The organism is Bradyrhizobium sp. USDA 4473 (assembly GCF_054063335.1).
Genome location: NZ_JBSSGE010000001.1, coordinates 7,462,700 through 7,488,653, shown reverse-complemented (window position 1 = coordinate 7,488,653; position 25,954 = coordinate 7,462,700). Strand labels below are relative to the sequence as shown.

Annotated in this window: 23 protein-coding genes; 13 read left to right on the top strand and 10 right to left on the bottom strand. The window is 65.5% G+C overall.

Annotated features, from left to right (window positions below):
- Positions 1-146: 146 nt before the first annotated feature.
- A complete protein-coding gene (locus tag ACVW17_RS35065) occupies positions 147-824 on the top strand; it encodes a cysteine hydrolase family protein (protein ID WP_456798556.1) in 678 nt (225 codons plus the stop codon).
- Positions 825-1,012: 188 nt separating this feature from the next.
- On the opposite strand, the gene ACVW17_RS35060 is transcribed toward ACVW17_RS35065, so the two are convergent.
- From ACVW17_RS35060 to ACVW17_RS35045, 4 genes are all read right to left on the bottom strand, one after another.
- A complete protein-coding gene (locus ACVW17_RS35060; protein WP_456798555.1) occupies positions 1,013-1,837 on the bottom strand; it encodes a carbohydrate ABC transporter permease in 825 nt (274 codons plus the stop codon).
- Complete coding sequence (locus tag ACVW17_RS35055) at positions 1,834-2,772, bottom strand: carbohydrate ABC transporter permease (RefSeq protein WP_456798554.1); 939 nt, start codon at positions 2,770-2,772, stop codon at positions 1,834-1,836. Before ACVW17_RS35055 ends, ACVW17_RS35060 begins: the two co-directional genes overlap by 4 nt.
- Complete coding sequence (locus ACVW17_RS35050) at positions 2,769-4,091, bottom strand: ABC transporter substrate-binding protein (protein WP_456798553.1); 1,323 nt, start codon at positions 4,089-4,091, stop codon at positions 2,769-2,771. The genes ACVW17_RS35055 and ACVW17_RS35050 overlap by 4 nt, the downstream gene beginning before the upstream one ends.
- Before the next feature lie 171 nt (positions 4,092-4,262).
- Positions 4,263-5,117: a VOC family protein gene (locus tag ACVW17_RS35045; RefSeq protein ID WP_456798552.1), complete on the bottom strand. Its 855-nt coding sequence runs from the start codon at positions 5,115-5,117 to the stop codon at positions 4,263-4,265.
- A 130-nt stretch (positions 5,118-5,247) separates the two neighbouring features.
- On the opposite strand from ACVW17_RS35045, the gene ACVW17_RS35040 reads away from it, so the two are divergent.
- Positions 5,248-6,615 carry an NAD(P)/FAD-dependent oxidoreductase gene (locus tag ACVW17_RS35040; protein WP_456798551.1) on the top strand — a complete coding sequence of 456 codons (1,368 nt, stop codon included), beginning with the start codon at positions 5,248-5,250 and terminating at the stop codon, positions 6,613-6,615.
- Between the two features lie 16 nt (positions 6,616-6,631).
- On the opposite strand, the gene ACVW17_RS35035 is transcribed toward ACVW17_RS35040, so the two are convergent.
- From ACVW17_RS35035 to ACVW17_RS35020, 4 genes are all read right to left on the bottom strand, one after another.
- Complete coding sequence (locus ACVW17_RS35035; RefSeq protein WP_456798550.1) at positions 6,632-8,257, bottom strand: ABC transporter ATP-binding protein; 1,626 nt, start codon at positions 8,255-8,257, stop codon at positions 6,632-6,634.
- Entirely contained in the window at positions 8,254-9,084 is an 831-nt protein-coding gene (locus ACVW17_RS35030; RefSeq protein WP_456756141.1) for an ABC transporter permease, read from the bottom strand. The genes ACVW17_RS35035 and ACVW17_RS35030 overlap by 4 nt, the downstream gene beginning before the upstream one ends.
- 2 nt (positions 9,085-9,086) lie before the next feature.
- A complete protein-coding gene (locus ACVW17_RS35025; protein WP_456798549.1) occupies positions 9,087-10,064 on the bottom strand; it encodes an ABC transporter permease in 978 nt (325 codons plus the stop codon).
- Positions 10,065-10,260: 196 nt separating this feature from the next.
- Positions 10,261-11,874: an ABC transporter substrate-binding protein gene (locus ACVW17_RS35020; RefSeq protein WP_456798548.1), complete on the bottom strand. Its 1,614-nt coding sequence runs from the start codon at positions 11,872-11,874 to the stop codon at positions 10,261-10,263.
- Positions 11,875-12,319: 445 nt separating this feature from the next.
- Between ACVW17_RS35020 and ACVW17_RS35015 the strand changes: the two genes are divergently transcribed.
- Positions 12,320-12,619, top strand: a complete 300-nt coding sequence (locus tag ACVW17_RS35015) for an HU family DNA-binding protein (protein WP_021077434.1) — start codon at positions 12,320-12,322, stop codon at positions 12,617-12,619.
- Between the two features lie 180 nt (positions 12,620-12,799).
- On the opposite strand, the gene ACVW17_RS35010 is transcribed toward ACVW17_RS35015, so the two are convergent.
- On the bottom strand, positions 12,800-13,567 hold the full coding sequence (locus ACVW17_RS35010; protein WP_456798547.1) for an SDR family oxidoreductase: 768 nt from the start codon (positions 13,565-13,567) through the stop codon (positions 12,800-12,802).
- Positions 13,568-13,890: 323 nt separating this feature from the next.
- Positions 13,891-14,877, bottom strand: a complete 987-nt coding sequence (locus ACVW17_RS35005) for an ABC transporter substrate-binding protein (RefSeq protein WP_456798546.1) — start codon at positions 14,875-14,877, stop codon at positions 13,891-13,893.
- Between the two features lie 57 nt (positions 14,878-14,934).
- Here ACVW17_RS35005 and ACVW17_RS35000 point away from each other — a divergent pair, with 57 nt between their 5' ends.
- The 10 genes from ACVW17_RS35000 to ACVW17_RS34955 all read left to right on the top strand — a co-directional run bounded on the left by ACVW17_RS35000 (position 14,935) and on the right by ACVW17_RS34955 (position 25,950).
- Positions 14,935-15,189 (top strand): hypothetical protein, encoded by a 255-nt coding sequence (locus ACVW17_RS35000; protein WP_456798545.1) that lies wholly within the window; start codon positions 14,935-14,937, stop codon positions 15,187-15,189.
- Between the two features lie 155 nt (positions 15,190-15,344).
- Complete coding sequence (locus ACVW17_RS34995; protein ID WP_456798544.1) at positions 15,345-16,439, top strand: ABC transporter substrate-binding protein; 1,095 nt, start codon at positions 15,345-15,347, stop codon at positions 16,437-16,439.
- Positions 16,417-17,433, top strand: a complete 1,017-nt coding sequence (locus tag ACVW17_RS34990) for an ABC transporter permease (RefSeq protein WP_456798543.1) — start codon at positions 16,417-16,419, stop codon at positions 17,431-17,433. Before ACVW17_RS34995 ends, ACVW17_RS34990 begins: the two co-directional genes overlap by 23 nt.
- Positions 17,427-18,224, top strand: coding sequence for an ABC transporter ATP-binding protein (locus tag ACVW17_RS34985; RefSeq protein ID WP_456798542.1), 798 nt, complete (start codon positions 17,427-17,429; stop codon positions 18,222-18,224). Before ACVW17_RS34990 ends, ACVW17_RS34985 begins: the two co-directional genes overlap by 7 nt.
- Positions 18,218-19,390: an acyl-CoA dehydrogenase family protein gene (locus ACVW17_RS34980; protein WP_456798541.1), complete on the top strand. Its 1,173-nt coding sequence runs from the start codon at positions 18,218-18,220 to the stop codon at positions 19,388-19,390. The genes ACVW17_RS34985 and ACVW17_RS34980 overlap by 7 nt, the downstream gene beginning before the upstream one ends.
- Positions 19,391-19,522: 132 nt before the next feature.
- Complete coding sequence (locus ACVW17_RS34975) at positions 19,523-20,617, top strand: LLM class flavin-dependent oxidoreductase (protein ID WP_456756131.1); 1,095 nt, start codon at positions 19,523-19,525, stop codon at positions 20,615-20,617.
- Complete coding sequence (locus ACVW17_RS34970) at positions 20,614-21,555, top strand: ABC transporter substrate-binding protein (RefSeq protein ID WP_456798540.1); 942 nt, start codon at positions 20,614-20,616, stop codon at positions 21,553-21,555. Before ACVW17_RS34975 ends, ACVW17_RS34970 begins: the two co-directional genes overlap by 4 nt.
- A gap of 394 nt (positions 21,556-21,949) precedes the next feature.
- Entirely contained in the window at positions 21,950-22,795 is an 846-nt protein-coding gene (locus ACVW17_RS34965) for a CmcJ/NvfI family oxidoreductase (RefSeq protein WP_456756129.1), read from the top strand.
- A gap of 216 nt (positions 22,796-23,011) precedes the next feature.
- Positions 23,012-24,262 carry an MFS transporter gene (locus tag ACVW17_RS34960; RefSeq protein WP_456799007.1) on the top strand — a complete coding sequence of 417 codons (1,251 nt, stop codon included), beginning with the start codon at positions 23,012-23,014 and terminating at the stop codon, positions 24,260-24,262.
- Positions 24,263-24,291: 29 nt separating this feature from the next.
- The gene (locus ACVW17_RS34955; RefSeq protein ID WP_456798539.1) at positions 24,292-25,950 is read left to right on the top strand and encodes a hydantoinase B/oxoprolinase family protein; all 1,659 of its coding nucleotides are present in this window, start codon (positions 24,292-24,294) and stop codon (positions 25,948-25,950) included.
- The last annotated feature ends 4 nt before the right edge of the window (positions 25,951-25,954 follow it).

Genomic DNA, 25,954 nt, shown 5'->3' with positions numbered 1-25,954 from the left:
CGGGCAGGGCGAACGGCCGCGCGCGAGTCTCAAGCAATTGAGATGCGGGGCATTTCGGGCAGTTGCGGGCGACCGCCACATCATTGCGCAATGGCACGCGGTTTGCTTAATCACGATAGGGCTTTCTCGCATTCGGGGTGTGCGTCATGGCAAATTCAAGCGGGATCATCGTGGCCGAGCCGGCGCCGATCACACTCGACTGGAGCAAGACCGCGCTCGTCATCATCGACATGCAGCGCGATTTCATGGAGCCGGGCGGCTTCGGCGAGACGCTCGGCAATGACGTCAGCCGGCTCGCCCGCGCGGTGCAGCCGATCGCAGCAGTGCTTGCGGCGGCGCGCGATGCCGGGCTGTTGGTGGTCCATACCCGCGAGGGTCATCTGCCCGATCTCTCCGACGCGCCGCTCGCCAAGGTCGAGCGCGGCGCGCCGTCGCTTCGGATCGGCGATCCCGGGCCGATGGGACGGATCCTGATCCGCGGCGAGGCCGGCCACGACATCATTCCCGAGCTCTACCCGCTCGAGAGCGAGATCGTGATCGACAAGCCGGGGAAGGGCGCGTTCTACGCCACCGAGCTCGGTGACATCCTCAGGAAATACGGCATCGAAAATCTCCTGGTCTGCGGCGTCACCACCGAAGTCTGCGTCAACACCACGGTGCGCGAGGCGAACGACCGCGGCTATCGCTGCATCGTGATCTCGGACGGCTGCGCGTCCTATTTCCCGGAATTCCACGAGATGGGCCTGAAGATGATCAAGGCCCAGGGCGGCATTTTCGGCTGGGTCACCGATTCAGCCGCGGTGCTGGAGGCACTGGCTGGCTAGCTTGCGAGATTTCGGAATTTTGGAAAAATACCCCTGAGTTGCCCGACGTGTCAAGTCGGCTGGTCGAGCGTGCCCTGGCCGAACGTCGCCGGCGCCTTTGCATGGGGTTGTTTTCGATGTTTTGGCAGGGCGCCGCTGCGACGGCCCCCCTGCTACCAAGCGCGCCTCTGTTATCCGCTTCTCGCGCCCTAACCGCCCTTGACCGCGCCCGCCGTCAGCCCGGCGACGATCTGCCGCTGCGCCATCACGGTGAGCAGCAGCACCGGTGCGGTCACGATCAATGCTGCGGCGGCGAGCGGGCCCCAGCTCAGCTGGTCGAACGAGATCATGTTGTAGACCGCGACCGGCAGCGTGCGCGTCTCGCGCCCGGCCAGCACGATGCCGAACACGAAATTGTTCCAGGAGAAGATCACCGCGAGGATGAAGGCGACCGCGAGCCCGGGTTTGGCGATCGGCAGCGCGACATGGCGGAACACCTGCCAGCGCGTCGCGCCGTCGATCAGCGCGGCCTCCTCCAATTCAAGCGGCGTGGTCTCGAAATAGCCGATCATGATCCAGATCACGATCGGCACCGTGACCACGAGGTGGATGATGATCTGCGGCACCAGCGTGCCGAGCAGGCCGAGCCACTGGAACAGCAGGAATAGCGGGATCAGATACGACAGGCCGGGCGTGATGCGCGCGATCAGGATCACGATCGCCGATTTGTGCGCGGCCATCCGCGCAATGCCGTAGCCGGCGGGCACGCCGACCAGCATCGCAAGCCCGGTGGCGCAGCCGGTGACGATCAGGCTGTTGCTGAAATAGGTCAGGAAGCGGTTGGAGGCGAACACGTCGGCATAGTTCTTCCAGGCGATGTGCTCCGGGAAGAACACCGGCGGGTAGGAGGCGTTGTCGATCTCGAATTTCAGCGACAGCGAGGCCATCCAGAGGAAGAACAGGATCGCCGGCGAGACGATCACCAACACCGACAGCCACAGCCCGATCCGGCCGAGAATCTGACGCGGGTTCATGCCTCGCTCCCGAGCTGCGACGTCCACAGCAGGCGCTTGCGCAAGTAAAGCAGCAGCGCCGCCAGCGCCACGATCAGCAGGAAGAACACCACCGCGATCGCCGAGCCGTAGCCGAGGTCGTAATAGACGAAGGCGACGCTGTAGAGATAGACGTTGATGGTCTCCGACGCCGAGCCCGGTCCGCCCTGGGTGATCGCGAAGATGATGTCGAAGCTTTTCACCGCGTCGATCATCCGGATCATGCCGGCGATGAACAGGAACGGCATGATCAAAGGCAGCGTGATGAAGCGGAACACCTGCCAGAAATTGGCGCCGTCGATCTGCGCGCTCTCATAGGGCTCGGTCGGGATCGCGGCGAGGCCGCCGAGCACGATCAGCATCACCAGCGGTGTCCATTGCCAGGTCTCGACCAGCACCAGCGACGGGATCACCGTGGTCGGGTTGAACACCCAGAGCTGCGGCGGCAGCCCGACCAGCGACAGCAGATAGTTCAGCACGCCGAGCTGCGGGTGGAACATCATGGTCCACACCAGCGCGATCGCCACTGGCGTTGCCATCATCGGCATGATGAAGATGCCGCGCAGAAAGCCGCGCGCGGCGAATTTCTGGTGAAACACCACCGCCGCCAGCGTGCCGAACAGCAGCGGCAGCACCACCGACAGCGCGGTGTAGGACAGCGTGTGCCCGACCGCCTCGACGAACCGCGGATCGGTCGGCAGCCGCAGATAGTTGGCGAGCCCGACGAAGACGGTGGGCGAGCCGACCTTCCACTCCTGCAGGCTCATCCAGATCGTGAACACCCAAGGAAAGATGATCACCGCCAGCACCACGACGAGCGCCGGGATCACGAACGGCCAGTAGGACGGCGGACGCCATTCACGCGCCGGCGCGGCCTGATCAGCCGCGGCCGGCGAAACTTGTGTCACGACGCTCACGCTTTTTCGCTACGCTCCAGGATGGGGCGGAATTGCTCGTGCGCCTTCTTCAGCTCGGTGGCGGGATCGGCGCCCGATAGCGTCGCGGTCAGCGCCGCACCGACAATGTCGCGGAATTCGGCGACCGGGATGATCACCGGCAGGCCGAGCTTGGATATCTTGGCGGACTCGACCACCGACTGCAGCCACTCCTTGGTCTTCACGCCCTTGGCGACCTCGGCATCGTCGACGATGGAGTTGCGGAACGGCACGCCGCCGCCGGCCTGCAGCAGGCGCGCGCCCTGTCCGCGCGAGACCACCCATTGGCAAAGCAGATAGGCGGCTTCCTTGTTCTTGCTGGCGGCGGCGATGCCGACGCCGTCGCCATAGGTCGAGGAGAACTTGCCCTTGGGACCGGCGGGCACCAGCGTGTAGCCGACCTTGCCGACGACGCGCGAGGCGGCGGGGTCCTCCAGCGGCGGGGCCCAGCCGTCGGCGTCGATCCACATCGCCGACCTGCCTTGCGTGAAGGAAGCCATCGACTCCATCCAGTTGAAGCCGGCGACGCCGGGCGGCGCGCATTTGGTCAGCAGCCGCTGATAGAGTTTGGTCGCCTCAATCGCCTCGGGGCCGTCGGTCAGGATGTTGCCCTTGGCGTCGAGGAATTCGCCGCCATAGTTCAGATAGAAATTGGTCCACATCGCCATGTTGGCGTTGCGCAGGCCGCGGCCGACGAAACCGTAGATGCCTTCCTTGGGATCGGTGAGCCTCTCGGCGGCGACCGCCATTTCGTCCAGCGTCTTCGGGACTTCGACGCCCTTCTTCTGGAACAGCTCCTTGTTGTAGTAGAGGATGAAATAGTCGACCGACCACGGCAGCGATAGCATCTGGCCCTTGTCGTTGCGCGCGTATTGCAGGCCGGCTGCGGAGAAATCGCTCTCGACGAGGTCCGGCAGCGTCATGCTCGGATCCTTCAGATAGCCCGACAGGTCGGCGAGCCAGCCGGCCTTCTCGAATTGCCGCTTCTGCACGTGATAGCTGAGATGCACGACGTCGAAGCTCGGCTTGCCCGAGGACAGCTCGATCACGCATTTCTGGCGCTGCTGCTGCTCGGGGACCTGCTCCGATTCCACCTTGATGCCGGTGAGCTCGGTGAATTCCTTGATGTATTTTTGCAGATTGTCGCCGCGCGGTCCCTTGGCGAGACTGACTTCGAGCGTGGTGCCGGAATATTTCTTCCAGTTGACCTCGGCGCGGGCCGGAAATCCGGTCAATCCAACCGCGCCGGCGGCAGCGGTGCCGGCCAGCATCTGCCGGCGCGAGATCAGGTGATGCGACATGTTTCTCTCCCAGGACTGCTTCTTGTTTGGGAGAGATACTAGCGTGTGAACGTCGTCTGCCTAGCCCCCACGAGCGCGGCGCCGCTGCATAACGTCGCGCCGCGCATCCTCCTAAGCCCGTAATCCCCGCGCAAAGGCGAAGCCTTTGCGCGGGATGACGGGAAGTGGCAGCTAGGCCTGGACGAAGGCGAGCAGGGTGCCGTTCGCTGCAGCCGGCGGCACGGTAATGCCGCTGCTGCTCTTCACGCCGGTCGCGCCCAGCGCCTTCTCGGTCGCGGCGAGATCGGCCGCGATCACGAGGCCGGCGCCGCCGCGATCGGACAGGCCATCCAGCGACACGCCGGGATAACGTTTACCGAGCTGATCCCTGGTCAGGAACACGAAGTCGGCGCGATCACCGCCTGAGGGTACCGCAACCGCGCCGTCGGGATCGTTCCTCACAGCGATATCGATCATCTTCGACAGATGCGCGGCGTCCGTTGCGGGATCGGGCGAGACGATCAACACCTGCTTGAGGCGTTTTGCCCCATTGGCGTGCGTCATCAGTTCGGGAATCCACACCGTCTCGCGGGTCTTGTGCTGGCAGGCGAAGATGCGGACCCCGCCGGGTGCTTCGGCGGTCGGCCACTGGAAGGTGCGGAATTTCGCCGCGGAGACCGTACCGTTCGGCAGCGTCACCGGGCGTTCGAAATCGGTCGGCCCGATCGGTGTGTAGCCGCGGGCGCGGATCTCCTCGGCACCTTCGGCGGAATCCACCGCGGTGAACGCGATGCGCTCGATGCCTTCGCCGCGCTTCTCCAGGAAGGCGCGCGCCGGCGCATTGTGTTCCGTCGGCGTCAGCACGCCGAGCAATTCCATGTAGTCGGGGTCGAACATGATGGTGTAATTGCCCGATCCCATATGCGCGCTATGGGTGCCGCGCGGCGACACGGTGAAGCCGAGCCGCTTGTAGTTCTCGGCCGCCTTGTCGAGGTCCTTCACCATGACCACGGCGTGATCGATTCCGATGACGTTTTTGAGTGCCACTTGTTGTCTTCCCGGCTTGAATAGGAGGCTTCACGTGAGCATGATCTTTTTCGGAAAACCGCTACGCACTTTTCCGGATCATGCTTTAAAGCTAACCAGAATGACCGGGCGCCCGCAAGAAAGGATGATGATGAGCAGCAATGCCGTGCGCTGGCCCAACTCGCTCTGGGCCGCAGCGACGCCACCTGGCCCCGATTGTCCCGAACTGTCCGGTGCGCAGCAGGCCGATGTCGTCATCATCGGCGGCGGCTTCACGGGCCTGTCGACCGCGCTGCACCTGCGTGAGGCCAATGTCGACGTCGCGATCGTCGAGGCTGCCGAGCCGGGCTGGGGCGCCTCGGGCCGCAACAACGGCCAGGTGATCCCGACGCTGTCGCGGCCTGATCCGGACGACATCATCAAGAGGCACGGCGCAGCCGGCGAGCGCTTCGTCGCGATGCTGCGCGACAGTGCGGCCATGCTGTTCGACGTCGTCAAGCGCTACAATATCGAGGCCGAGCAGGAGCAGGCCGGCTGGGTGCAGCCGGTGCATTCGCCGGGCCGCATCAAGATCGCGGAACGGCGGGTGCAGCAATGGTCGAAATTCGGCGCGCCGGTCGAATTGCTGTCGCGCGACCAGACCCGCGACATGCTCGGCTCGGATGCGTGGTACGGCGGCTTCTGGAACAGGACCGGCGGTCACATCAATCCGCTGGCGCTGGCACGCGGCCTTGCGCGCACTGTGCTGAACCTCGGCGCGCGGATCTACGCCCGCTCGCCCGCGCTCGCTTTCGAGCGCCGCGGCGATCGCTGGGTGGTGAAGACCGAAAAGGGTGAGATCTCCGGTCGCGCGCTTGTGGTCGCCACCAATGCCTATAGCGGCGAGTTCGCCAAATCGCTGGTGCCCGAGATCGCGGCCGAGGTGATGCCGGTACTGTCCTGGCAGATGGCGACGCAGCCGCTGTCGGACAATGTCCGCAAGACCGTCATCCCCGGCCGGCACGCGATGTCCGACACCCATGGCGAGCTGTACTTCGCGCGCTACGACGCGCGCAATCGTCTGGTCACCGGCGGCGCCGTGCTCGGCCCCGGCGACAAGACCGGGCGGCTGAAGGCGCGGGTGACCGAGCGGTTGCAGCGCTTGTGGCCGCAGATCGGCGACGTCTCGTTCGACTATGTCTGGAACGGCTATGTCGGCATGACCGCGGATTTCCTGCCGCGCATGCATCGCCTCGGACCGGACGCCTATGGCTGGACCGGCTGCAACGGCCGCGCCGTCGCGCTGACGATCCCGCTCGGCCGCGAACTGGCGAAGGCCGTGCAGGGCGTGCCGGAAAGCGAGCTGGCGCTGCCGTTCACCGAGCCGGTGCAGTACATGGCGCATGGCTTGTTGCGCAAGCTCGCGCCGTGGATGCTGGTGCTGTATCGGCAGCGCGACGCCCAGGAGCTGGCCGGAGGCGATCGCTTCGAGCTGCTGCGCTGGGCCGAGTACTTCCTCGCCTCGCGCCGGTCGCGGTAAAAGTCGAGCGGCCCGATCAGGCGATCAACGCATCGCGCTTGCGCGTGAAGTCGCCGCCGGGGATCGCCGACAGCAGCGCCTGCGTATAGGGATGCTGCGGCCTGCCGAATACCTCGGCGGTCAGCCCTTGTTCGACCACGGCGCCGTCCTTCATCACTGCAACGAGATCGCAGATTTGCGCCGCGACCCGCAGATCGTGGGTGATGAAGATGATGGAGAGGCCGAGCTGCTGGCGCAGCCCGGCGAGCAGCTTCAAGACCTGCGCCTGCACCGAGACGTCGAGCGCCGACACCGGTTCGTCGGCGACCAGCACGTCCGGCTTCAGCGCCAGCGCACGCGCCAGCCCGATGCGCTGCCGCTGGCCGCCGGAGAATTCGTGCGGGTAGCGGTCGCCGGCGGACGGGTCGAGCCCGACCAGCTCGAACAACCGTCGCGCCTCGGCGATCGCGGTCGCGCGGTCGGTGCCATGCACGATCGGGCCCTGCGCCACCAGCTCGGCCGCCTTGCGCCGCGGGTTGAGCGAGGCGAACGGATCCTGGAACACCATCTGGATGTGACGGGTCTCGCGCCTGATCTCGTCGCGGTTGAGCTTCGCCCAGTCCTTGCCGTTGAGCACGATCGACCCGGTATCGGGGTCGATCAGCCGCACGATGCAGCGCGCGAGCGTCGATTTGCCCGAACCGGACTCGCCGACGATGCCGAGCGTCGCGCCGCGCGGCAGCCGCAGCGAGACGTTCTTGACGGCGTCCGTAACCCGCGCGCCGCGGCCGAGGAAGCCCCCGGTACGGTAGGTTTTTGAAACGCCATCGATGGCCAGGATGTCCTTGCCGGAGAGGATGCGCGGCGGCGGCGCGTTCAGCGGCGGCACGGCTGCGATCAGCTGCCTGGTGTAAGTATGCTGCGGATCGTTCAACACCTCGTCGGCGGTGCCCTGCTCGACGATTGCGCCGTGCTGCATCACCACGACGCGGTCGGCGATCTCGGCGACCACGCCGAAATCATGGGTGATGAACAGCACCGCCGTCTTCTTGCGCTGCTGCAAATCGCGGATCAGCTTCAGGATCTGCGCCTGCGTCGTGACGTCGAGCGCGGTGGTCGGCTCGTCCGCGATCAGGAGTTTTGGATCCAGCGCCAGCGCCATCGCGATCATGGCGCGCTGGCGCTGGCCGCCGGAGAGCTCGTGCGGATAGGCTTTTGCGGCCGCTTTGGGATCAGGAATGCGCACGTCCTCGAGCAAAGCCTGCACCCGCGCATTGATCTCGGCCTTGGACAGGCCGGTGTGGATCGCAAACATCTCGCCGATCTGGTCGCCGATGGTGCGCAGCGGGTTGAGCGCCGTCATCGGCTCCTGGAAGATCATCGCAATGCCAGCACCGCGCACCTCGCGCATCGCGGTCGGGTCGGCGGCGCAGAGGTCGCGGCCGTCGAACATCATCCGGCCCCGTTCGATCGCCACCTCGTTCGGCAGCAGCCGCATGATGGCGTTCGCCATCATCGATTTGCCGGAACCGGACTCGCCGACCACGCAAAGGATCTCGTTCGATGCGACAGATAATGAGACATCGGACAGCGCATGCGGCCGGTCGGCGCCCTTGGGCAGGCGCACCGTCAGCCCATCGAGCGAAAGGACGATCTCGCTCATCGGCTCTTCAGCCGCGGATTGAGCGCATCGTTGAGGCCTTGGCCGACCAGCGACACCGCCAGCACGGTGACGAGGATCGCAATGCCGGGGATCGCCGAGACGTACCATTGCACCCGCAGCACGTCGCGGCCGAGCCCGATCAGATTGCCCCAGGAGGCGACGTTCGGATCGGACAGCCTGAGGAAAGCGAGCGCGCTTTCCAACAGGATCGCGACCGCCATCACCACGCTGGCATAGACGATCACCGGCGGCAGCGCGTTGGGCAGGATCTCGCCGAGGATGAGCTGGACGTCCTTCATGCCGAGCGTCTTGCCGGCCTGGACGAATTCGCGGCTGCGCAGCGACAGGAACTCGGCGCGGGTCAGCCGCGCCGGCGCCGGCCACGACACCACGCCGACCGCGATCGTCACCGTGGTCAGCGTCGAACCGAACACTGCGACCAGGACCAGCAGCAGCACGAAGTTCGGCAGCGTCTGGAACGCCTCGGTGATCCGCATCAGCACATTGTCGACCCAGCCGCCGTAATAGCCGGCGAAGGCGCCGACCAAAATGCCGATCAGGATCGCGATCACGGTGGCAACGCCGCCGATCAGGAGCGAGATCCGCGCGCCATAGAAAATCTGCGCGGCGATGTCGCGGCCGGAATTGTCGGTGCCGAGCAGGAAACGCGGGTTGGAGAACGGCCAGACCAGCGGCCGGCCCGCCAGCGCCAGCGGATCGCGCGGGTAGAGGAAGCCGGCGCTGACCGCCATCGCGATGACGAGCAGCAGCAGGATCAAGCCGATCACCGCGGCCGGGCTGCGGAAGTAGCGTTTCACCGCGTCCATCGTCAGCCCTCCGCCGCGATGCGCGGATCGAGCCGCGCGTAGAGCAGGTCGACGATGAAGTTCACTGTTATGACCAGCAGCGCCGAGACGAACACGATGCCGAGCAGGGTGTTGAGGTCGCGCTGCACCACAGATTCATAAGCAAGGCGGCCGAGGCCGGGCAGCGAGAACACGCTTTCCACCACCACAGAACCGCCGAGCATGGTGCCGGCCTGCAATCCGATCAGCGTCACCATCGGCAGCAGCGCGTTGCGCAGCACATGGCGGGTGATGACATGGGTTTCGTCCAGCCCCTTGGCGCGGGCGGTGCGGACGAAGTCGAGGTTGAGCACCTCCAGCATCGAGGCCCGCATGATCCGCAGATAGATCGCAAGGAAGATCAGCCCGAGCGTCAGCGTCGGCAGCACCAGATGCGCGGCGATATCGAGCACGCGCCAGATCCCGGTCTGGACGGTGCCGATGTCCTCGAAGCCACCCGGCGGCAGCCATTGCAGATAGACCGAGAACACCACGATCGCCATCAGCCCGAACCAGAACGAGGGGGTGGCGTAGAAGATCAGGCCGAGGGTCGAGATCAGCGTATCCGGCCAGCGGTTGACGCCGCGCGCGGCGATCACGCCGAATACCAGGCCGAAGAAGAACGCGAACGACAGCGACGCCGTCATCAGCAGGATGGTCGGCGGCAGCCGTTCCAGGATCACGGTCGCCACCGGCTTGCCGTAGATCGAGGAGAAGCCGAGGTCGAGCCGCACCAGGTGCCACAGATAATTGCCGAGCTGCGCCGGAACCGAGAGGTCGAGCCCGTAGAATTTGCGCAGCTCCTGCGCGGTCGCGGCATCGCCGCCGCCCATCTGCGCCATCAGCGCATCGACGGTGTCGCCCGGCGCGAGCTGCAGCAGCAGGAACACGCCGATCAGGATCAGGAATAAGGTCGGAATCGAGGCGGCAAGCCGCCGCCCCGCAAGGCTCAGGATACGCATGATTTATCTATAGCGTGTTCAGACGATGTGGACACTGGCCTCTCTTACCTCGCCCCGCTTGCGGGGAGAGGTCGGATCGCATCGCAAGATGCGATCCGGGTGAGGGGGTACAGGTCTGTCGATGGACCGATATTGCGGAGATAGCCCCTCACCCCAACCCTCTCCCCGTGAAGAACGGGGAGAGGGAGGCGCAGCCTCATGCGCTCAGCCAAAGATCGTGCCAGCTCGCCGAGCCCCAGCGCGGCGTGTTGGAGTGGTTACGCGCCTTGGCGGTGATCACGGTGACGAAGATCTGCTCGATCGGCATCCAGACCGGCAGCTCGGTGTTCACCTCCTTGACGAAATCGGCATAGAGCGCCTTGCGCTTGGCCGGATCGACTTCGGTGGCCGCATCGTCGATGGTCTTGTCGACGGTCTTGTCCTCCCACCCCCACTGGTTGGTCCACGGCGCGCCCTTGGGTTGGCCGGAGCGGTACCACACCGTGGTCGAGACCGCGGGGTCGTTGCGATACTGGTGCCAGCCGGTGGCGAGATCGAAGGCGTGGTCGTCATAGACCTGCTTGAGGAAGCCGCCGCCGTCGTTGCGCACGATGTCGACCTGGATGCCGACTTCGCCGAGCGACTGCTGGATGAAGGTCGACCACAGCGAGATGTCCTCGCCCCACGGCGCCGGCAGCAGTTTCAGCGCGAAGCGGTTGCCGCCACTAGCCTTGAAGCCGGCCTCGTCGAGCAGCGCGATCGCCTTGGCCTTGTCGTAAGGATATTGCGGCGTGTTCGGCCCGGGATAGAAGTCGGTCGAGGTCGAGGGGATCGGGCCGGTGCCGAGCTTGGCGAAATCACCCAGGAAATTGTCGATGAAGAACGGCACGTTGATCGCGTGCGCGATGGCGCGGCGGACCCGGATGTCGGACAATTCCTTGCGGCGGAAGTTGAACTCGATGGTGTTGGTGCGGGCGTTGCCCTCATTGCCCTTGGTCGAGACGATGAAGCGCTTGTCCTTGCCGAGCCGGGCCATGTCCGAGATCGTCAGCCCCGAGAACGGGCTGTAGTGCATCTCGCCGGCCTCCATCTGGGCGGCCGCGGCGGCGCGGTCGGTGATCACCTTCCAGACGATGCGGTCGAGATAGGGCGCGTTCGGCCGCCAGTAATCCGGATTGCGATCGGCGATGATGTATTGCCCGCGCTCATATTTGACGAATTTGAACGGGCCGGTGCCGACCGGCGCCAGGTTGGTCGGGTTCTGCCTGATGTCGCCGCTCTCATAGAGATGCTTGGCCGAGACGTAGCCGAGGTCGGGCAGGGCGCGCAGCAAGAGGTTCAGCGGCATCGGCCGCTCGTAGCGGAAGATCGCGGTTTGCGGATCGGGCGTGTCGACTGCGGTCAGGAACAGTTGCAACGTCGATCCGTAGTTCAGGATCTTCTTCCACATGTTCATCGCGGTGAAGGCGACGTCCTCCGAGGTGAACGGCTTGCCGTCGTGCCAGGTGATGCCCTTGCGCAGCTTGAAGGTGACGGTCTTGCCGTCGGGCGTCGCCTCCCAGCTCTCGGCGAGCACGCCGACCGGCTGGCCATTGGCATCGAGGTCGACCAGGTTCTCCTGGATCTTGCCGCCGATGATGTAGACACCGGTCGAGGCCTGAATGCTCGGGTTGAGCTGGCGCTGCTCGGCGCCGTAATGGACGTTGAACACGCCGCCCTTGCGCGGGGTCTCCTGCGCGAAGGCCCGCATCGGATTGATGACGTTGGCTGCGATCGCGGCCGAAGTCAGCAGGGCCGTGCGGCGGTTGATTTCGAGGCGGCTCAAATCCATACGCTACTCTCCAGCACTTACATCAGGGCTTACAATAAAGGCTTGCATCGGGCCGCCCGCCGGTCGGCGTGGCGCCCCGTCGCGATGTTAGCTTGGAATGGGAACCCGAGTCATTTTCTATTGCCTCGGCCTTTTGGAGGATCGTTTCCGAAACCTGAAGTGGCGGGCCGCAGTGCTTCGCAACCCCGATTGCGCGCGGTGGTGTCGCACGCCGACGGTGCGAGACGCGTCAGGTGATTCTCTCGCAGGCGGCGTTTCGGGAGCGCCGAAGCCGCGCAAACCCTGTAAATTTAGGGGTCGGAAGCGACTTGACTGGAAAAAACACTGGAAAAAACCCTGATTCGGGCGCTGTCCACAGCGATATTGCTGGGGTGAGTGCAGAAAACACTGTTTTTCTCGGCGTTTTCCGCCATATCGTGCCCACTCCAGAATCAATGGAGCAACCATGGCTACCCAACTGTCGAAGTCGCAAGTGATCGAGAAGATCGCGACCACCACCGAACTCTCCAAGCGCGACGTCAAGAACGTTTTGGACTCGCTCGTCGATGTCGGCCACAAGGAGCTGAAGAAGGCTGGGGTGTTCCTCGTCCCCGGCTTCGCGAAGTTCGTTGTGGTCAAGAAGCCTGCGACCAAGGCGCGCAAGGGCACCAACCCCTTCACCGGCGAAGAGATGATGTTCAAGGCCAAGCCGGCCCGGAAGATCGTCCGCGCACGGCCGGTCAAGGCCGCCAAGGACGCGGTTTAAGATGAAAGGCCTCCGGTGACGGAGGCCTTTTGCTTTTGAGCCGTTAGCCAGCCGCAGTAGGTTGCCTGCCCGCGAGAGTGTTCGAGCGCAATGGACACCGGCTCGCATGTGGAGACGTGCCGAAGCAAGCATCCGGAGCTCCGGTCCTGGCCGCGCCAGGGCCGGAGGATCGCGAGAGTTCTAGACCACCGGCGAGCGGCCACCATCGACATTGATGGCGGTGCCGGTGATGTAGGAGCCTTGCTCCGAGGCCAGGAAGCAAGCGAGGTTGGCGAATTCCTCCGCCGTGCCGATACGGCCAAGCGGCGTGCCCTTGGCAAGGCCCTTGGCGAATTCCTCGAAATCCGTGGTCGGCGCCTGGGCGGCATGCCGCTTGACCCATTGATCGCTCATGATCAGGCCGACTAACAGCGCATTGACCAGGATGTTGTGCTCGCCGCCTTCATTGGCCATCACCTTGGTCAGCGCCATGCCGGCCGCGCGCGATACCGAGGTCGGCGCGGAATGACCAGCCGGCGCCTTGGCGAAGGTGTTGAGCACGTTGATGATGCGGCCCCATTTGCGCTGCTTCATGCCCGGCCAGACCAGCCGGCTGAAGCGGATCGCAGCGAACAGCTTGAGGTCGAGGTCCTCCTGCCAGGCCTCGTCGCTGATGCTCTCGAAGGCCAGCGTACGCGCGGTGCCGGCGTTGTTGACCAGCACGTCGATCTTGCCGAAGTCGGCGACGATCTGGTCGTGAGCCTTGCTGATGTCGGCGGCCTTGGCGACGTCGCAGACGTAGTCGCGCACCACGAGGCCGTCCTTGGCGAGCGCCTCGCGCGCCGCTGCGAGATCGGCCGCGCCGCGGGCAAGGATCGCGACCTTGGCGCCGGATTCCGCAAATCGCCGCGCCACCGCGATCCCGATACCTTTGCTGCCGCCGGTGACCACCGCCACGCGGTCTTTCATTGATAGGTTCATTGTTGTTCTCCCTGGGGCTGGCCCGGAGAGAACGCTATCAAACCGACAGCGCGACCAACAAGGTCATGCAAAGCAGGTGTGCCGTGACGATCAGTGCGAGATGGAGCGGGCCGGGCATCGGATGTCTCCATGGCGGTGCGGTGCGATGTGAGGTGAGCACCGCCGTCAAGCTCCCTCACCCTGAAAGGGGGAGGGCGGGGTGGGGGTGCTCTCCGCGGGCGCCGGCGTCTGTGGAGAGAGCGGATCCCCACCCGGCTTGCGCTGACGCGCAATCCGACCTCCCCTTTTCAAGGGGAGGTGAAGAACCGCGGCTAGTTCGAGATCGCGCCGGCCGTAAAGCTGCGATCGACCGCCTTGCCGACATCCAGCGTCTTGCCGAGGATGCCGTAGCGCGTGGCGCGGTCGGAGGCGGCCTGCACCTCCTTCACCACGGCCTCGTCGATCGCGATCGGGCTCGTCTTCTGCGCGGTGTAGGCGGCGAGCAGCACATCCTCCGGCAGTTTTGTCAGCTCGGCCGTGCTCTTGGCATATTCGGCGAGATGGTCGAGCGACCACAGCCGCGCCTTGTTGAGCCGCTGCACCAGGTCCTGCACTGCCGCGCGCTTGGTCGCGATCGCGTTGTCGGAGGCGACGATGAAGGTGATGGTCGGTGTCAGGCCCTCGCCGTCGGCGACGACACGCGCGTTGTCCTTCAGCTTGGCATAGGAGACATAGGGCTCCCACACCGCCCAGGCGTCGATCGAGCCGGCAAGCAGCGCGATCTTGGCGTCGACCGGGCCGAGCGGCGCGAAGGTCGCGTCCTCGATCCTGCTGCCGGCCTTCTCCAGGGTCGCGTTGATCAGGAATTGGCCCCAGCCGCCGCGCGTGCCGGCGAGCCGCTTGCCCTTCAGGTCCGCCGCCGTCTTGATCGGCGAATCCCCGCGCACCAGGATGGCCTGCGTCCGCGCATCGGAGCGCGTGCCGCCGATCGCCTTGATCGGCGCGCCCGAGGCATAGACGGTGAGGAAGGACAGGTCGCCGGTGTAGCCGACGTCGAGCGCGCCGGCATTGATCGCCTCCAGGATCGGCGCCGCGGCGGGGAATTCCGACCACTCGATCTTGTAGGGCAGGTCCCGGGCGAGGCCGGAAATCTCCAGCAGCGAGCGGTTGCCGCCCTTCTGGTCGCCGACCCGCAGCACGACCGCGTCGGCCGCCAACGCTGCCGCCGATGTCGAGAGCGTGATCACTGCGGTGATCAGCGCAGCCGCGGTGCGGCGGGTGAGGGAATGGAAAGAACCCGAGCGGGTCTGTTTGCGCATATCGATTGTCTTTCTGATTCATTGCGGCGGAAAGCGCGGCAGCGTTCCATCGAGTCTATGAGCAAGCCGTTCGCCGTCAACGAAACGGAAATCTGTATTCGTCGGCTGTACGGCAAGGATGATTTCGTCGCGCATACCGAATGGAGAAGACATCGTGCCTGGCACCGCCAGTCGCTCAAATTCGATGCAGGTGCGGTCACGGCGTTGCACGTCTGTGTCGCGACGAAAGCGAAAATCCTTTCATCGTCGTGCGGCGCGATCGTGGAGAGTTCGACTGCGGTGCCTGTGACATTCGAAATTCCATTTCATTGACGGTGAACTTGTCGCGCCGCATCATTTGAACGTTGCTTTGAGTGCAATAGCGCCGGAGAAATCGGCTTTTTCTGAACCATGAGCTTCGACGACGGGGTGCGCTGGCGGAGACGTCCGCGCGCGGGGCGGAGCCTTGCTGAAATGCAGGAGTGAAAATGTCTGTCGATAACAAGAAGACGGTGATGGATCGCCGTACCTTGCTGCGTGCGGGCGCCGCCGCGGCCTTTGCCGGGCCGATCGGAGCCTATGGTGCGCAGGCCTTCGCGCCGCGCGCGATCACGCCGGCGATCGACTTTTCCGAATTCCCGGTCTGCAAGGCAGCCTCCGATGCGCCGCCGCTGGCAGGCAGCCCGCGCAAGCTGAAACTGTCCTGGAACGCCGGCGCGGTCTGCCTCGCGCCGCTGCCGGTCGCGATCGACCACGGCTTCTTCCAGAAGCAGAACCTCGACGTCGAGCTCGTCAATTATTCCGGCTCGACCGACCAGCTCTTGGAGGCGATCGCCACCGGCAAGAGCGATGCCGGGCTCGGCATGGCGCTGCGCTGGCTGAAGCCGCTGGAGCAGGGCTTTGACGTCAAGATCGCCGCCGGCACCCATGGCGGCTGCATGCGGGTGCTGACCCGCACCAATTCCGGTGTCGACAAGCTCGCCGACCTCAAGGGCAAGATCGTCGCGGTCGGCGATCTCGCCGGGCCCGACAAGAACTTCTTCTCGATCCAGCTCTCCAAGCTCGGCATCGATCCGGTCAAGGATGTCGACTGGCGCGCCTATCCCGGCAACCTCCTGAACGTCGCCGTCGAGAAGGGCGAGGTGCAGGCCTTCCTGTCGTCGGACCCGCTGGCCTATCTCTGGCTGAAGGATGCGCAGTACAAGGAGGTCGCCTCCAACCTCGACGGCGAATACCGCGACAAGAGCTGCTGCATCGTCGGCCTGCGCGGCAGTCTGGTCCGCGAAGAGCCGCATGTCGCGCGCGCCATCACGCAGGCGCTGCTCGATGCCGCGATGTTCACCTCGCAGAACCCGGACAAGGCGGCGAAATCGTTCCAGCCCTATGCGCCAAAGGCGGCGAGCCTCGCCGATCTCGAGGCGATGGCGCGCTACCACACCCACCACCACCATCCGACCGGCGAGGTGCTCAAGCGCGAGCTCAAGGGCTATGCCGACGACCTGAAATCGGTGCAGGTGTTCAAGCAGAGCACCGACACGGCCAAATTCGCGGAGCGGATCTATGTCGACGTATTCAGTGTCTGACACGACGGCCGCTGCGGCGCCGCGCGCCGCGGTCACGCTCTCGCATCTCTCCGGCAGCTACGGTGTCGGGCTCGCGGCGAGCCTCGCCTGGCTTGCGTTCGGGCTGTCATGCCTGTATTGGCCCGATGTCGGCGATTGGTCGCGCACGGAATCGCTCGGCATCGGTGCGATCGTGATCGCGGCCTTCATTCTGTTCGGCACATTCAGCGCGGATTACCTCGGCAGCGCCGGACAGGCGTTGCGCAAGCGCGCGCCGTGGCTGGTGGCGTTCGGCGCGTTTGTGACGCTGTGGGAAGTCGCCACCGCGAAATTCGCCTGGCTGCCGCTGCCGTTCTTCCCGCCGCCGCAATCGATCCTCGAGGTCTACACCGACGATCTGCCGAAGCTGCTCGACAGCGTGTTCGCCTCGATCAAGCTGCAACTCGGCGGTTACGTCATCGGCGCGACGGTCGGCTTCATCACCGGCGTCTCGATCGGCTGGTCGCAGAAGATCGGTTACTGGGTGCACCCGGTGCTGCGCTTCATCGGCCCGCTGCCGGCCACCGCCTGGCTGCCGATCGCGTTCTTCACCTTCCCGTCGAGCTGGAGCGCGTCGACCTTCCTGATCGCGCTCGCCACCGGCTTCCCGGTGACGGTCTTGACCTGGTCGGGCGTGGCCAGCGTCAGCAGCGCCTACTACGACGTGGCACGCACGCTCGGCGCCAAGCCGTCATTCCTGGTGTTGAAGGTCGCGATCCCCGCGGCGCTGCCGCATGTGTTCGTCGGCCTGTTCATGGGGCTCGGTTCGTCGTTTGCGGTGCTCGTCGTCGCCGAGATGATCGGCGTCAAGGCGGGCCTCGGCTGGTACCTGCAATGGGCGCAGGGCTGGGCGGCCTATGCCAACATGTATGCGGCGCTGATCGTGATGTCGCTGCTCTGCTCCGGCGCGATCACGCTCTTGTTCCGTACCCGCGATCGCCTGCTGGTCTGGCAGAAGGGCGTCGTCAAATGGTAGTGCAGTCCGCGGCTGAAGCGATCACCTATCCCGCCGTCGGCGCCGAGCTCGATATCGAGGGCGTCAGCCACGCCTTCGACATCGATGGCGCTCTTCTGCCGGTGCTCGACAATGTCAACCTTTCGATCGCGCCGGGCGAGTTCGTCGCGCTGCTCGGCCCGTCCGGCTGCGGCAAGTCGACCTTGCTGCGGCTGGTGGCCGGGCTGGAGAAGCCGCGGTCCGGCTCGCTGCGCGAGGATGAGGTCCGCATCGCCGGCCCGCATCCGTCGCGCGTCGTCGTGTTCCAGGATCCGACCCTGTTTCCCTGGCGCACGGTCTGGGACAATGTCGCGCTCGGGCTGGAAGCGCAGGGTATCCTGAAGACGCAACGGTACCGGGTCGATGAGGTCATCGAGCTGGTCGGCCTGTCCTCGTTCCACAATGCCTATCCGCACCAGCTCTCCGGCGGCATGGCGCAGCGCGTGGCGCTGGCGCGGGCGCTGGTCAACGATCCCAAAATCCTGGTGCTCGATGAGCCGCTCGGCAAGCTCGATTCGCTGACGAGGATTGCGATGCAGTCCGAGCTGGTGGCGCTGTGGCAGCGCAAGGGTTTTACCACGCTGCTCGTCACCCATGATGTCGAGGAGGCGCTGGTGCTCGCCAACCGCGTCATCGTGCTGTCCGACCGGCCGGCGCGGATCAAGGCGGATATCGCGGTACAGCGGCCGTACCCGCGGCATCGCGGCGATCCCCATCTCGCGGAGCTGCGCAAGCAGATCCTCGGCCTGCTCGGACTGGAGGCGACATGGTGACGTCTACGGCGAGGGAGCTGCCGCCGGCGAATGCGCCGGAATCCGTCGCGCGTGCGTTGCGGCTCGCCGAGCTGTTTGCGGCGCGCGCGCCCGCGCATGATCGCGACGCCAGCTTCCCGTTCGAGAATTTCGCCGATCTGTCGCGCGAAGGCCTGCTGGCATTGACCGTACCGGCGGCGCTCGGCGGCGGCGGGGCGGGCGCGTGTGAGGCCACGCGCGTGCTCGGTATCGTCGGCAAGGCCGATCCGTCGACCGCGCTGGTGCTGTCGATGCATTACATCCAGCACCTGGTGATGGCGCGCAGCACGCGCTGGCCGGCACGGCTGTCGCGCAAGCTCGCCAAGGAAACGGTCGAAGGCGTCGCGCTGATCAACGCGTTGCGAGTCGAGCCCGAGCTCGGCTCGCCGGCGCGCGGCGGCTTGCCGGCGACCACGGCGCGCCGTACCGAAACCGGCTGGCGGCTGACCGGCCGCAAGATCTATTCGACCGGCGCGCCGATCCTGAAATGGTACGCGGTCTGGGCCAAGACCGATGAAGCCGATACCCGCGTCGGGCAATTCCTGGTTCCCGCCGGCCTGCCGGGAACGCGGATCGAGGAGAGCTGGGATCATCTCGGCCTGCGCGCCAGCGGCAGCCATACCGTGGTGTTCGATGACGTGGTGTTCCCCCTGGACTACGAGATCGACGTCCGCAGGCCCGACGACTGGAAGGTTCCCGACGTCACCCAGGCGACCGTGCACGCGATCTTCGTCGCCGCGATCTATGACGGCATCGCCCGCGCCGCCCGCGACTGGCTGGTCAAATTCCTGAAGGAGCGGGTGCCCGCCAATCTCGGCGCGCCGCTGGCGACATTGCCGCGGATGCAGGAGGTCGTCGGCGGGATTGAGGCGCGGCTCGCGGTCAATGGCCGCCTGATCGACAGCTTCGCCGCCGATTTCGATAACGGCTTCCCGCTGTCCGCGATCGAGTCTAACATCGTCAAGCTGACGGTGACCAACAACGCCGCAGCAGCGGTGGAGGATGCCTTGTCGCTGACCAGCAATCACGGCCTGTCGCGAACCAATCCGCTGGAGCGGCATTACCGCGACGTGTTGTGCGGCCGCGTCCATACCCCGCAAGACGATGCCACCCGTGTCTCCGCCGGACGCTTCGCGCTGGGCGTCTGAAAGACAATGGAGCGTTTTCAAGCGAAGTGGATGCCGGTTCGCGTGAAGAAAACGCGTCAAAATAAGAATCTAGAGCCTCGTTCCGATTCTATCGGAACGGGGTTCTAGCCAACAACAACGGAGTTCCCAGTCATGCCGGTCGAGTTCATCGGCTTCATCACCAACAACAATGCCTCCGAAACGATCGTCCGCGCCGGGCCAGTGCTCGATCCGCCCTATATCGAGACCGTCGCCAAGGCCCATGAGCTGGCCGGTTTCGACCGTGCGCTGCTCGCGTTCCACTCGACCACCCCGGATGCATTGCAGGTCGCGCAGCATGTGCTGACCATCACCAAATCGCTGAAGGTGATGATCGCGCAGCGCCCGGGCTTCACCGCGCCGACGCTGCTGGCGCGCCAGCTCGCGACGCTGGACCAGTTCTATGGCGGCCGCGTCTCGTTGCATGTCATCACCGGCGGCAACGCCATCGAGCTGCGCCAGGACGGCAACACGCTCGACGACAAGGATGAGCGTTACGCCCGCACCAGCGAATTCCTCGACGTGGTGCGGCTGGAATGGACCAGCGAGAAGCCGTTCAACTACAGCGGCAAGTACTACAACGTCGAGAACGGCTTCTCGCAGGTGAAGCCGTTGCAGAAGGGCGGCATCTACACCTTTGTCGGCGGCGGCTCGGATGCCGCGGTCGAGGTCGCCGGCAAGCACGCCGATACGTTCGCGCTGTGGGGTGAATCCTATGCGCAGGTGCGCGACGTTACCGGGCGGGTACGCGCCGCGGCGGCCAAGCATGGCCGGCCGACGCCGCGCTTCAGCCTGTCGGTGCGGCCGATCCTGGCCGACACCGAGGAGAAGGCGTGGGCGAAGGCGGAGCATATACTCGAGCGCGCGACCGCCTTGCAGGACCAGACCGGTTATCGCCGGCCCAATCACGCGACCGATGGAGCCAAGCGGCTGCTGGCACTGGCCGATCAGGGCACGCGCATCGACAAGCGGCTGTGGACCGAAATCGCAAAGCTCACCGGCGCCAACAGCAACACGACGGCGCTGGTCGGTACGCCCGAGCAGGTCGCCGAGGTGTTCGCCGACTATTACGATCTCGGCGTCAGCCACTTCCTGATCCGCGGCTTCGATCCCTTGGTCGATGCGATCGATTATGGCCGCGCGCTGATTCCGCTGACCCGCAAGCTGATCGAAGCGCGCGACCAGCAGCGGGGGATCGCGGCCGAATGATCCGTCTCATTGTCGCGGCGGCGCTTGCGCTCGCCGCCATCGATGGGGCCTTCGCGCAGACCACGTTGCGCGTCGGCGACCAGAAGGGCAATTCGCAGGCCGTGATGGAAGCGGCCGGCGTGCTCAAGGACGTCCCCTACAAGATCGAGTGGAAGGAATTCGCCGCCGCGGCGCCGTTGCTCGAAGCGCTGGGCGCCGGTGCGATCGACACCGGCCTGGTCGGCGATGCGCCGTTCACCTTCGCGGCCGCCGCCAACGTCCCGGTCAAGGCGATTGCCGCGGTCAGGCAGTCCGGCGAGGGGCTTGCCATCGTGGTGCCGGAGAATTCCGCCATCAAGAGCTTCGACGATCTGCGCGGCAAGAAGATCGCGACCGGCCGCGGCTCGATCGGCCATCAGCTGATCCTGGCCGCGCTGGAATCCAGGGGCTGGAAGGCAAGCGACGTGCAGATCGTGTTCCTGGCGCCGTCGGACGCCAAGGTCGCCTACACGCAAGGCGCGGTCGACGCCTGGTCGACCTGGGAGCCGTATGTGAGCCAGGAAGAGGTGCTGTTCAAATCGCGCCGCGTCATCACGGCTGACGGTATCACGCCCGGCCTCGGGTTCCAGGTCGCAACGCCTGACGCGATCAAGGCCAAGCGCGCCGAGCTCGAGGATTTCGTGCGCCGGCTCGCGGCCGCGCGCGCCTGGTCGCAGAATAATGTCGCGGGTTACGCTGCAACCTGGGGCAGGCTGATGAACATCCCGCCCGCGGTGCCATTGAACTGGCTGGCGCGCGCAAAAATCCGCATCGCGCCGATCAACGACGGCGTGGTCGCCGACGAGCAGAGAACCATCGATCTCTACGACCGCTGGGGCCTGATCCGGCAGAAGATCAAAGCCGCTGACATCGTCGACCGGTCGTTTGGTGCGGCGGTGGAGAAGGGCGCGGGGCTGTAAGCGCAATCGCGCGACCTTTGGTGCTTGCGCCGCGCACGTTGAGAGAGCGCGACGTGTGGCACCCCTCTCCCTAGCCCTTCCCCGCAAGGGGGGAGGGAACCCATTCGTCGGTGGCTCCCTCACATCGGTGCGGTTTGCATAGGATATCTTCGTGAGGTGAGCACGCTCGTCGGGCTCCCTCTGCCCTTGCGGGGGAGGGAGAGGGGTAAGCCGCGAAGTCGGCCCGTTCGAATGACCGCGAAATAACCATCCACGTCGCGACGCCGCCGCCGGAAGGAATTTCCCCATTCCGCGTCCGCGAAAACCGCAACGTTGCTATTTTCGCCGCGCCCTTGCCGCATTCCCCGGCACCGCCAAGATCAAACAGACGAACAATCGAGTCCGGGAGATCACCATGGGCCTGCAACAAACTCGCATCGAGTCGCTGCCGTTTGTGACCGCTGAACTGAATTATCTCGCGCCGACGCCGGGCAAGCCCCGGACCTACGCTTTCGATCCGCCGCCCGGCGAACCCAAATCCACCGCGCTGCCCGAAGCCCACAACGTTCCGATCTTCGACGGACGCCTGATCGCAGACAGTTTCTCGCTCGACCGCGAGGGCTTTGCGCTGGTCAAGCATCCGACCAGCGTCAAGGACTATTACGACGACAACGAAGTCCGCAACGTCTACTACCCGGCTGTCGAGGCCTTCCTGAAGGCGACGCTGAAAGCGGATCGCGTCTTCATCTTCGATCACACCGTGCGCAAGCGCGTCGAGGGCGCGGCTGACATCCGCGGCGGCGGACCGCGTCAGCCGGCAACCCGGGTCCATGTCGACCAGACCGCGGTGTCCGGCCGTAACCGCGTGTTCGAGCATCTGCCCGACGAGGCCGAGCAACTGGTCAAGGGCCGCGTCCAGGTGATCAATCTGTGGCGCCCGATCCGCGGTCCGCTGCGCGATTCACCGCTGGCGATGGCCGACGGCACGACCATTGCGCCGGAGGACCTGATCGCCTCCGACCTGATCTACCCGAACCGCAGCGGCGAGACCTATTCGGTGAAGTACAATCCGAACCATCGCTGGTTCTACATTCCCGAGATGACGCCGGACGAGGCGATCCTGTTGAAATGCTACGACTCGGCGACTGACGGCCGCACCCGGTTCGGGCCGCATACAGCATTCGTCGATCCGACCACGCCGGCCGATGCCGCGCCGCGCGAGAGCATCGAGCTCAGGACGCTGGTGTTCCACAAGCAGTGAAGTCACCTCGCCCCGCTTGCGGGGAGAGGTCGCCGCGAAGCGGCGGGTGAGGGGGACCCTCCGCACATCCAATTGTCTCCGTGATGGTTGAGGCAGCCCCTCACCCAACCCTCTCCCCGTAAAGAACGGGGAGAGGGCTAATCGATTGGCACCGCCGTCCCAATAGTGTAACGCCCGTCCCCAAGACGCTCAGGGAAGAGGCGATTCGTGGACGGGGTGGTGACCAAGGACGAGGCGGGGATCGGGCTCCGCGCCCTGGTTCTGGCACTGTTGGCGTTGGCCTCGGGCCATATGCTGTCGACGCTGCTGCGGACGATCCCAGCGATCAGCCTCGATCTGATGGCGCGGGATTTCGGAACCTCGCCGCAGGCGCTGGCGAGCCTGACCTCGATCTATCATTTCTCCTTTGCCGCTTCGCAAATCCCGGTCGGCGCCGCGATGGACCGCTTTGGCGTGCGGCCGGTGTCGCTGAGCCTGCTCGCCGGTACGGTGGTCGGGACGCTGGTCTCGGCGCTTGCGACCGGACCCGCGAGCTTCGTGCTCGGGCAGTTGATGCTCGGCGTCGCCACTTCGGGCATGCTGATGTGCCCGATGACGCTGGCCGCCAAGCAGATGTCGGCGGCGAAGTTCGGCCTGTGGTCGGGGCTGATCCTCTCGATCGGCAATATCGGCATGCTGCTGTCGGCAAGTCCGCTGGCGTTCGTGGTCGATCAGTTCGGCTGGCGGGCCGGCTTCTGGGTCGCGGTCGGCTTCGGCATTGTGGTGCTGATCGCGGTGTTCGCCCTGGTGCCGCGGCAGCCCGCCGCGCATGCGGATGATTCATCGCCGCTGCGGCAGATGGCGGAGGTGCTGCGGCTCGGCCTGTCGCGCGCCCTGCGCGGGTTGATCGCGCTGTCGCTGGTGTCGCTCGGCGCCTCGCTGACCTTGCGCGGACTGTGGGGCGGGCCGTGGCTGATGGATGTCAAGGGGCTCAGCCGCATCGAGGCCGGCAATGTGCTCGGCCTGTTCACGCTGGCGATGATCATAGGCCCGGCCTGCATCGGCGCGTTCGATCGCAAGTTCGGGCATCGCCGCACCATGGTGGCGGCGACGCACGCGATCGCCGCGCTGCTGCTGGTGCTGATGGCGGCGGGCGCGCCGCATTTTCCGATTTCGAACCTGTTCGGCGTGGTCGTGATGCCGACACAATATGATCTCGTGCTGCTGATCCTGATCGGGCTCGTCACCTCGGCGCAGCCGCTGATCTATGGCATGACGCGGCAGCTGGTCGATGCCCAGAATACCGGCAAGGCGCTGTCGTCGGTCAACCTCGCGTTCTTCCTCGGCGCGGCGCTGCTGCAATCGAGCACCGCCGGCGTCGCGGCGCTGTTCGGGCTGCCCGCGGTGCTGCTGTTCATCGCCTTCGCGCTGGTGATCGGGACCGTGCTGTTTTGGCTCTATACCTCGACGACGGCGACGGTAAGATAGCGGCCTGTTCCATTGCTCACGGAAATCACGTGTCCGCGCCCGCCAAGATCGATCCGATCACCCGTTCCGTCGTTCAGCACCGCCTCTCGTCAATCGTGAAGGAGATGGGCGAAGCCATGCTTCGCACCTCCTATTCGCAGATCCTCAATTCCAGCCGCGATTTCTCGCTGGCGATCTGCGACACCGGCGGGCGGCTGATCGCGCAGGCCGACCACATCCCGGTGCATGTCGGCGCGCTGCCGTGGGCGACGCTGGCGGTCGAGGAGCGCTTCAAGGATGTCGCGCCCGGCGACGTCATCCTGCTCAACGATCCCTATCAGGGCGGCAGCCATCTGCCTGATCTCACGGCCTTCGTGCCGGTGTTCGACGGCGACAAGCGGCTGCTCTGGACCATCGTGCGCGCGCATCAGAGCGACATCGGCGGCGCCACCCATGGGGCCTACAATCCCGGCGCGACCGAGATCTACCAGGAAGGCATCCGCATTCCGCCGATCAAGCTGTACGAGGCCGGAAGACCGCGCGAGGACCTGCTTGATCTGCTGGCGCTGAACATCCGTAACCCCCGCGAATTCCGCGGCGACCTCGCCGCGATGCTCGGCGCCGCGCATCTCGGCGAGCGCCGGGTCGCAAAACTGTTCAGCGAGTTCGGCGCCGAGACGGTCGAAGCCGCGATCGAGGCCATTCTGGATGCCACCGAGCAGCAGACCCGCGCCGTGGTGTCGTCCTGGAAGGACGGCGTGTTCTACGGCGAAGCGCTGCTCGACGACGACGGCCACGGCCGCACCGACATCAAGATCGCCGCCAAGGTGACGAAGAAGGGCAGCGACATCGAGGTCGATCTCACCGGCTCCGATCCGCAGTCGACGAGCTTCGTGAATTCCTCGCATGCCAACATGCAGGCCGCGGTCGCGATGGCCTTTGCCTACCTGATCGACGCCGACATCCCAAAGAACACCGGCGCGCTGCGGCCGCTCAAGGTGGTGGCGAAGCAGGGCACCATCGTGTGGGCCGATCCCGGCCGTCCCGTGACCTTGTGCACCAGCCATCCTTCGAATGAGATCGTCGAAGCCATCATCAAGGCGATGTCGGCGTCCTGTCCGGATCGCGTGATGGGCGGCTGGGGCCGCAGATTCCGCATCGCGATCCAGGGCGAGGATCCGCGCAACGGGCGCAATTTCATCTGGCACATGTTCCAGGCGCGGCCCGGCGGCGGCGCGTCGCCCGGCGGCGACGGCTATTCCTCGATCGGCGAATGGCACTCGGTCGGCGGACTCAAGTTCGGCAGCATCGAGGTCGCCGAGGTGCGTTTTCCCCTGCATTTCCGCCAGCACGAATTCCGGCCGGATTCCGGTGGCGATGGCCAGCATCGCGGCGGCCTCGGCGTCGCGCTCGACATGGTGCTGGAGACGCAAAAGCCGGCCAGGGGCAACACCGCCGGCGACGGCGCGCGCCACGGCCCCTGCGGCATGCTCGGCGGCCAGGACGGCGAGCCGCATCACTATCGCCTGTTGTCGGAAGGCCGCGCGCCGCGCGTGCTGAAGACCAAGGAGGTCGGCATCGAGTTGCACCCCGGCGACTGCCTCGAGATCCGCTCCTCCGGCGGCGGCGGCTGGGGTCCGCCCGAGAAGCGCTCGGCGGAGGCGCGGACGCGCGATGCAGCTCAAGGTCTGGTTTCGAAGGCGGTGTAGCGCA

Coding starts and splice junctions, on each gene's coding strand:
- ACVW17_RS35065 (WP_456798556.1), top strand. CDS start 147: ATGGCAAATTCAAGCGGGATCATCGTGGCCGAGCCGGCGCCGATCACA.
- ACVW17_RS35060 (WP_456798555.1), bottom strand. CDS start 1,837: ATGAACCCGCGTCAGATTCTCGGCCGGATCGGGCTGTGGCTGTCGGTG.
- ACVW17_RS35050 (WP_456798553.1), bottom strand. CDS start 4,091: ATGTCGCATCACCTGATCTCGCGCCGGCAGATGCTGGCCGGCACCGCT.
- ACVW17_RS35040 (WP_456798551.1), top strand. CDS start 5,248: ATGAGCAGCAATGCCGTGCGCTGGCCCAACTCGCTCTGGGCCGCAGCG.
- ACVW17_RS35035 (WP_456798550.1), bottom strand. CDS start 8,257: ATGAGCGAGATCGTCCTTTCGCTCGATGGGCTGACGGTGCGCCTGCCC.
- ACVW17_RS35030 (WP_456756141.1), bottom strand. CDS start 9,084: ATGGACGCGGTGAAACGCTACTTCCGCAGCCCGGCCGCGGTGATCGGC.
- ACVW17_RS35025 (WP_456798549.1), bottom strand. CDS start 10,064: ATGCGTATCCTGAGCCTTGCGGGGCGGCGGCTTGCCGCCTCGATTCCG.
- ACVW17_RS35020 (WP_456798548.1), bottom strand. CDS start 11,874: ATGGATTTGAGCCGCCTCGAAATCAACCGCCGCACGGCCCTGCTGACT.
- ACVW17_RS35015 (WP_021077434.1), top strand. CDS start 12,320: ATGGCTACCCAACTGTCGAAGTCGCAAGTGATCGAGAAGATCGCGACC.
- ACVW17_RS35010 (WP_456798547.1), bottom strand. CDS start 13,567: ATGAAAGACCGCGTGGCGGTGGTCACCGGCGGCAGCAAAGGTATCGGG.
- ACVW17_RS35005 (WP_456798546.1), bottom strand. CDS start 14,877: ATGCGCAAACAGACCCGCTCGGGTTCTTTCCATTCCCTCACCCGCCGC.
- ACVW17_RS35000 (WP_456798545.1), top strand. CDS start 14,935: ATGAGCAAGCCGTTCGCCGTCAACGAAACGGAAATCTGTATTCGTCGG.
- ACVW17_RS34995 (WP_456798544.1), top strand. CDS start 15,345: ATGTCTGTCGATAACAAGAAGACGGTGATGGATCGCCGTACCTTGCTG.
- ACVW17_RS34990 (WP_456798543.1), top strand. CDS start 16,417: ATGTCGACGTATTCAGTGTCTGACACGACGGCCGCTGCGGCGCCGCGC.
- ACVW17_RS34985 (WP_456798542.1), top strand. CDS start 17,427: ATGGTAGTGCAGTCCGCGGCTGAAGCGATCACCTATCCCGCCGTCGGC.
- ACVW17_RS34980 (WP_456798541.1), top strand. CDS start 18,218: ATGGTGACGTCTACGGCGAGGGAGCTGCCGCCGGCGAATGCGCCGGAA.
- ACVW17_RS34975 (WP_456756131.1), top strand. CDS start 19,523: ATGCCGGTCGAGTTCATCGGCTTCATCACCAACAACAATGCCTCCGAA.
- ACVW17_RS34970 (WP_456798540.1), top strand. CDS start 20,614: ATGATCCGTCTCATTGTCGCGGCGGCGCTTGCGCTCGCCGCCATCGAT.
- ACVW17_RS34965 (WP_456756129.1), top strand. CDS start 21,950: ATGGGCCTGCAACAAACTCGCATCGAGTCGCTGCCGTTTGTGACCGCT.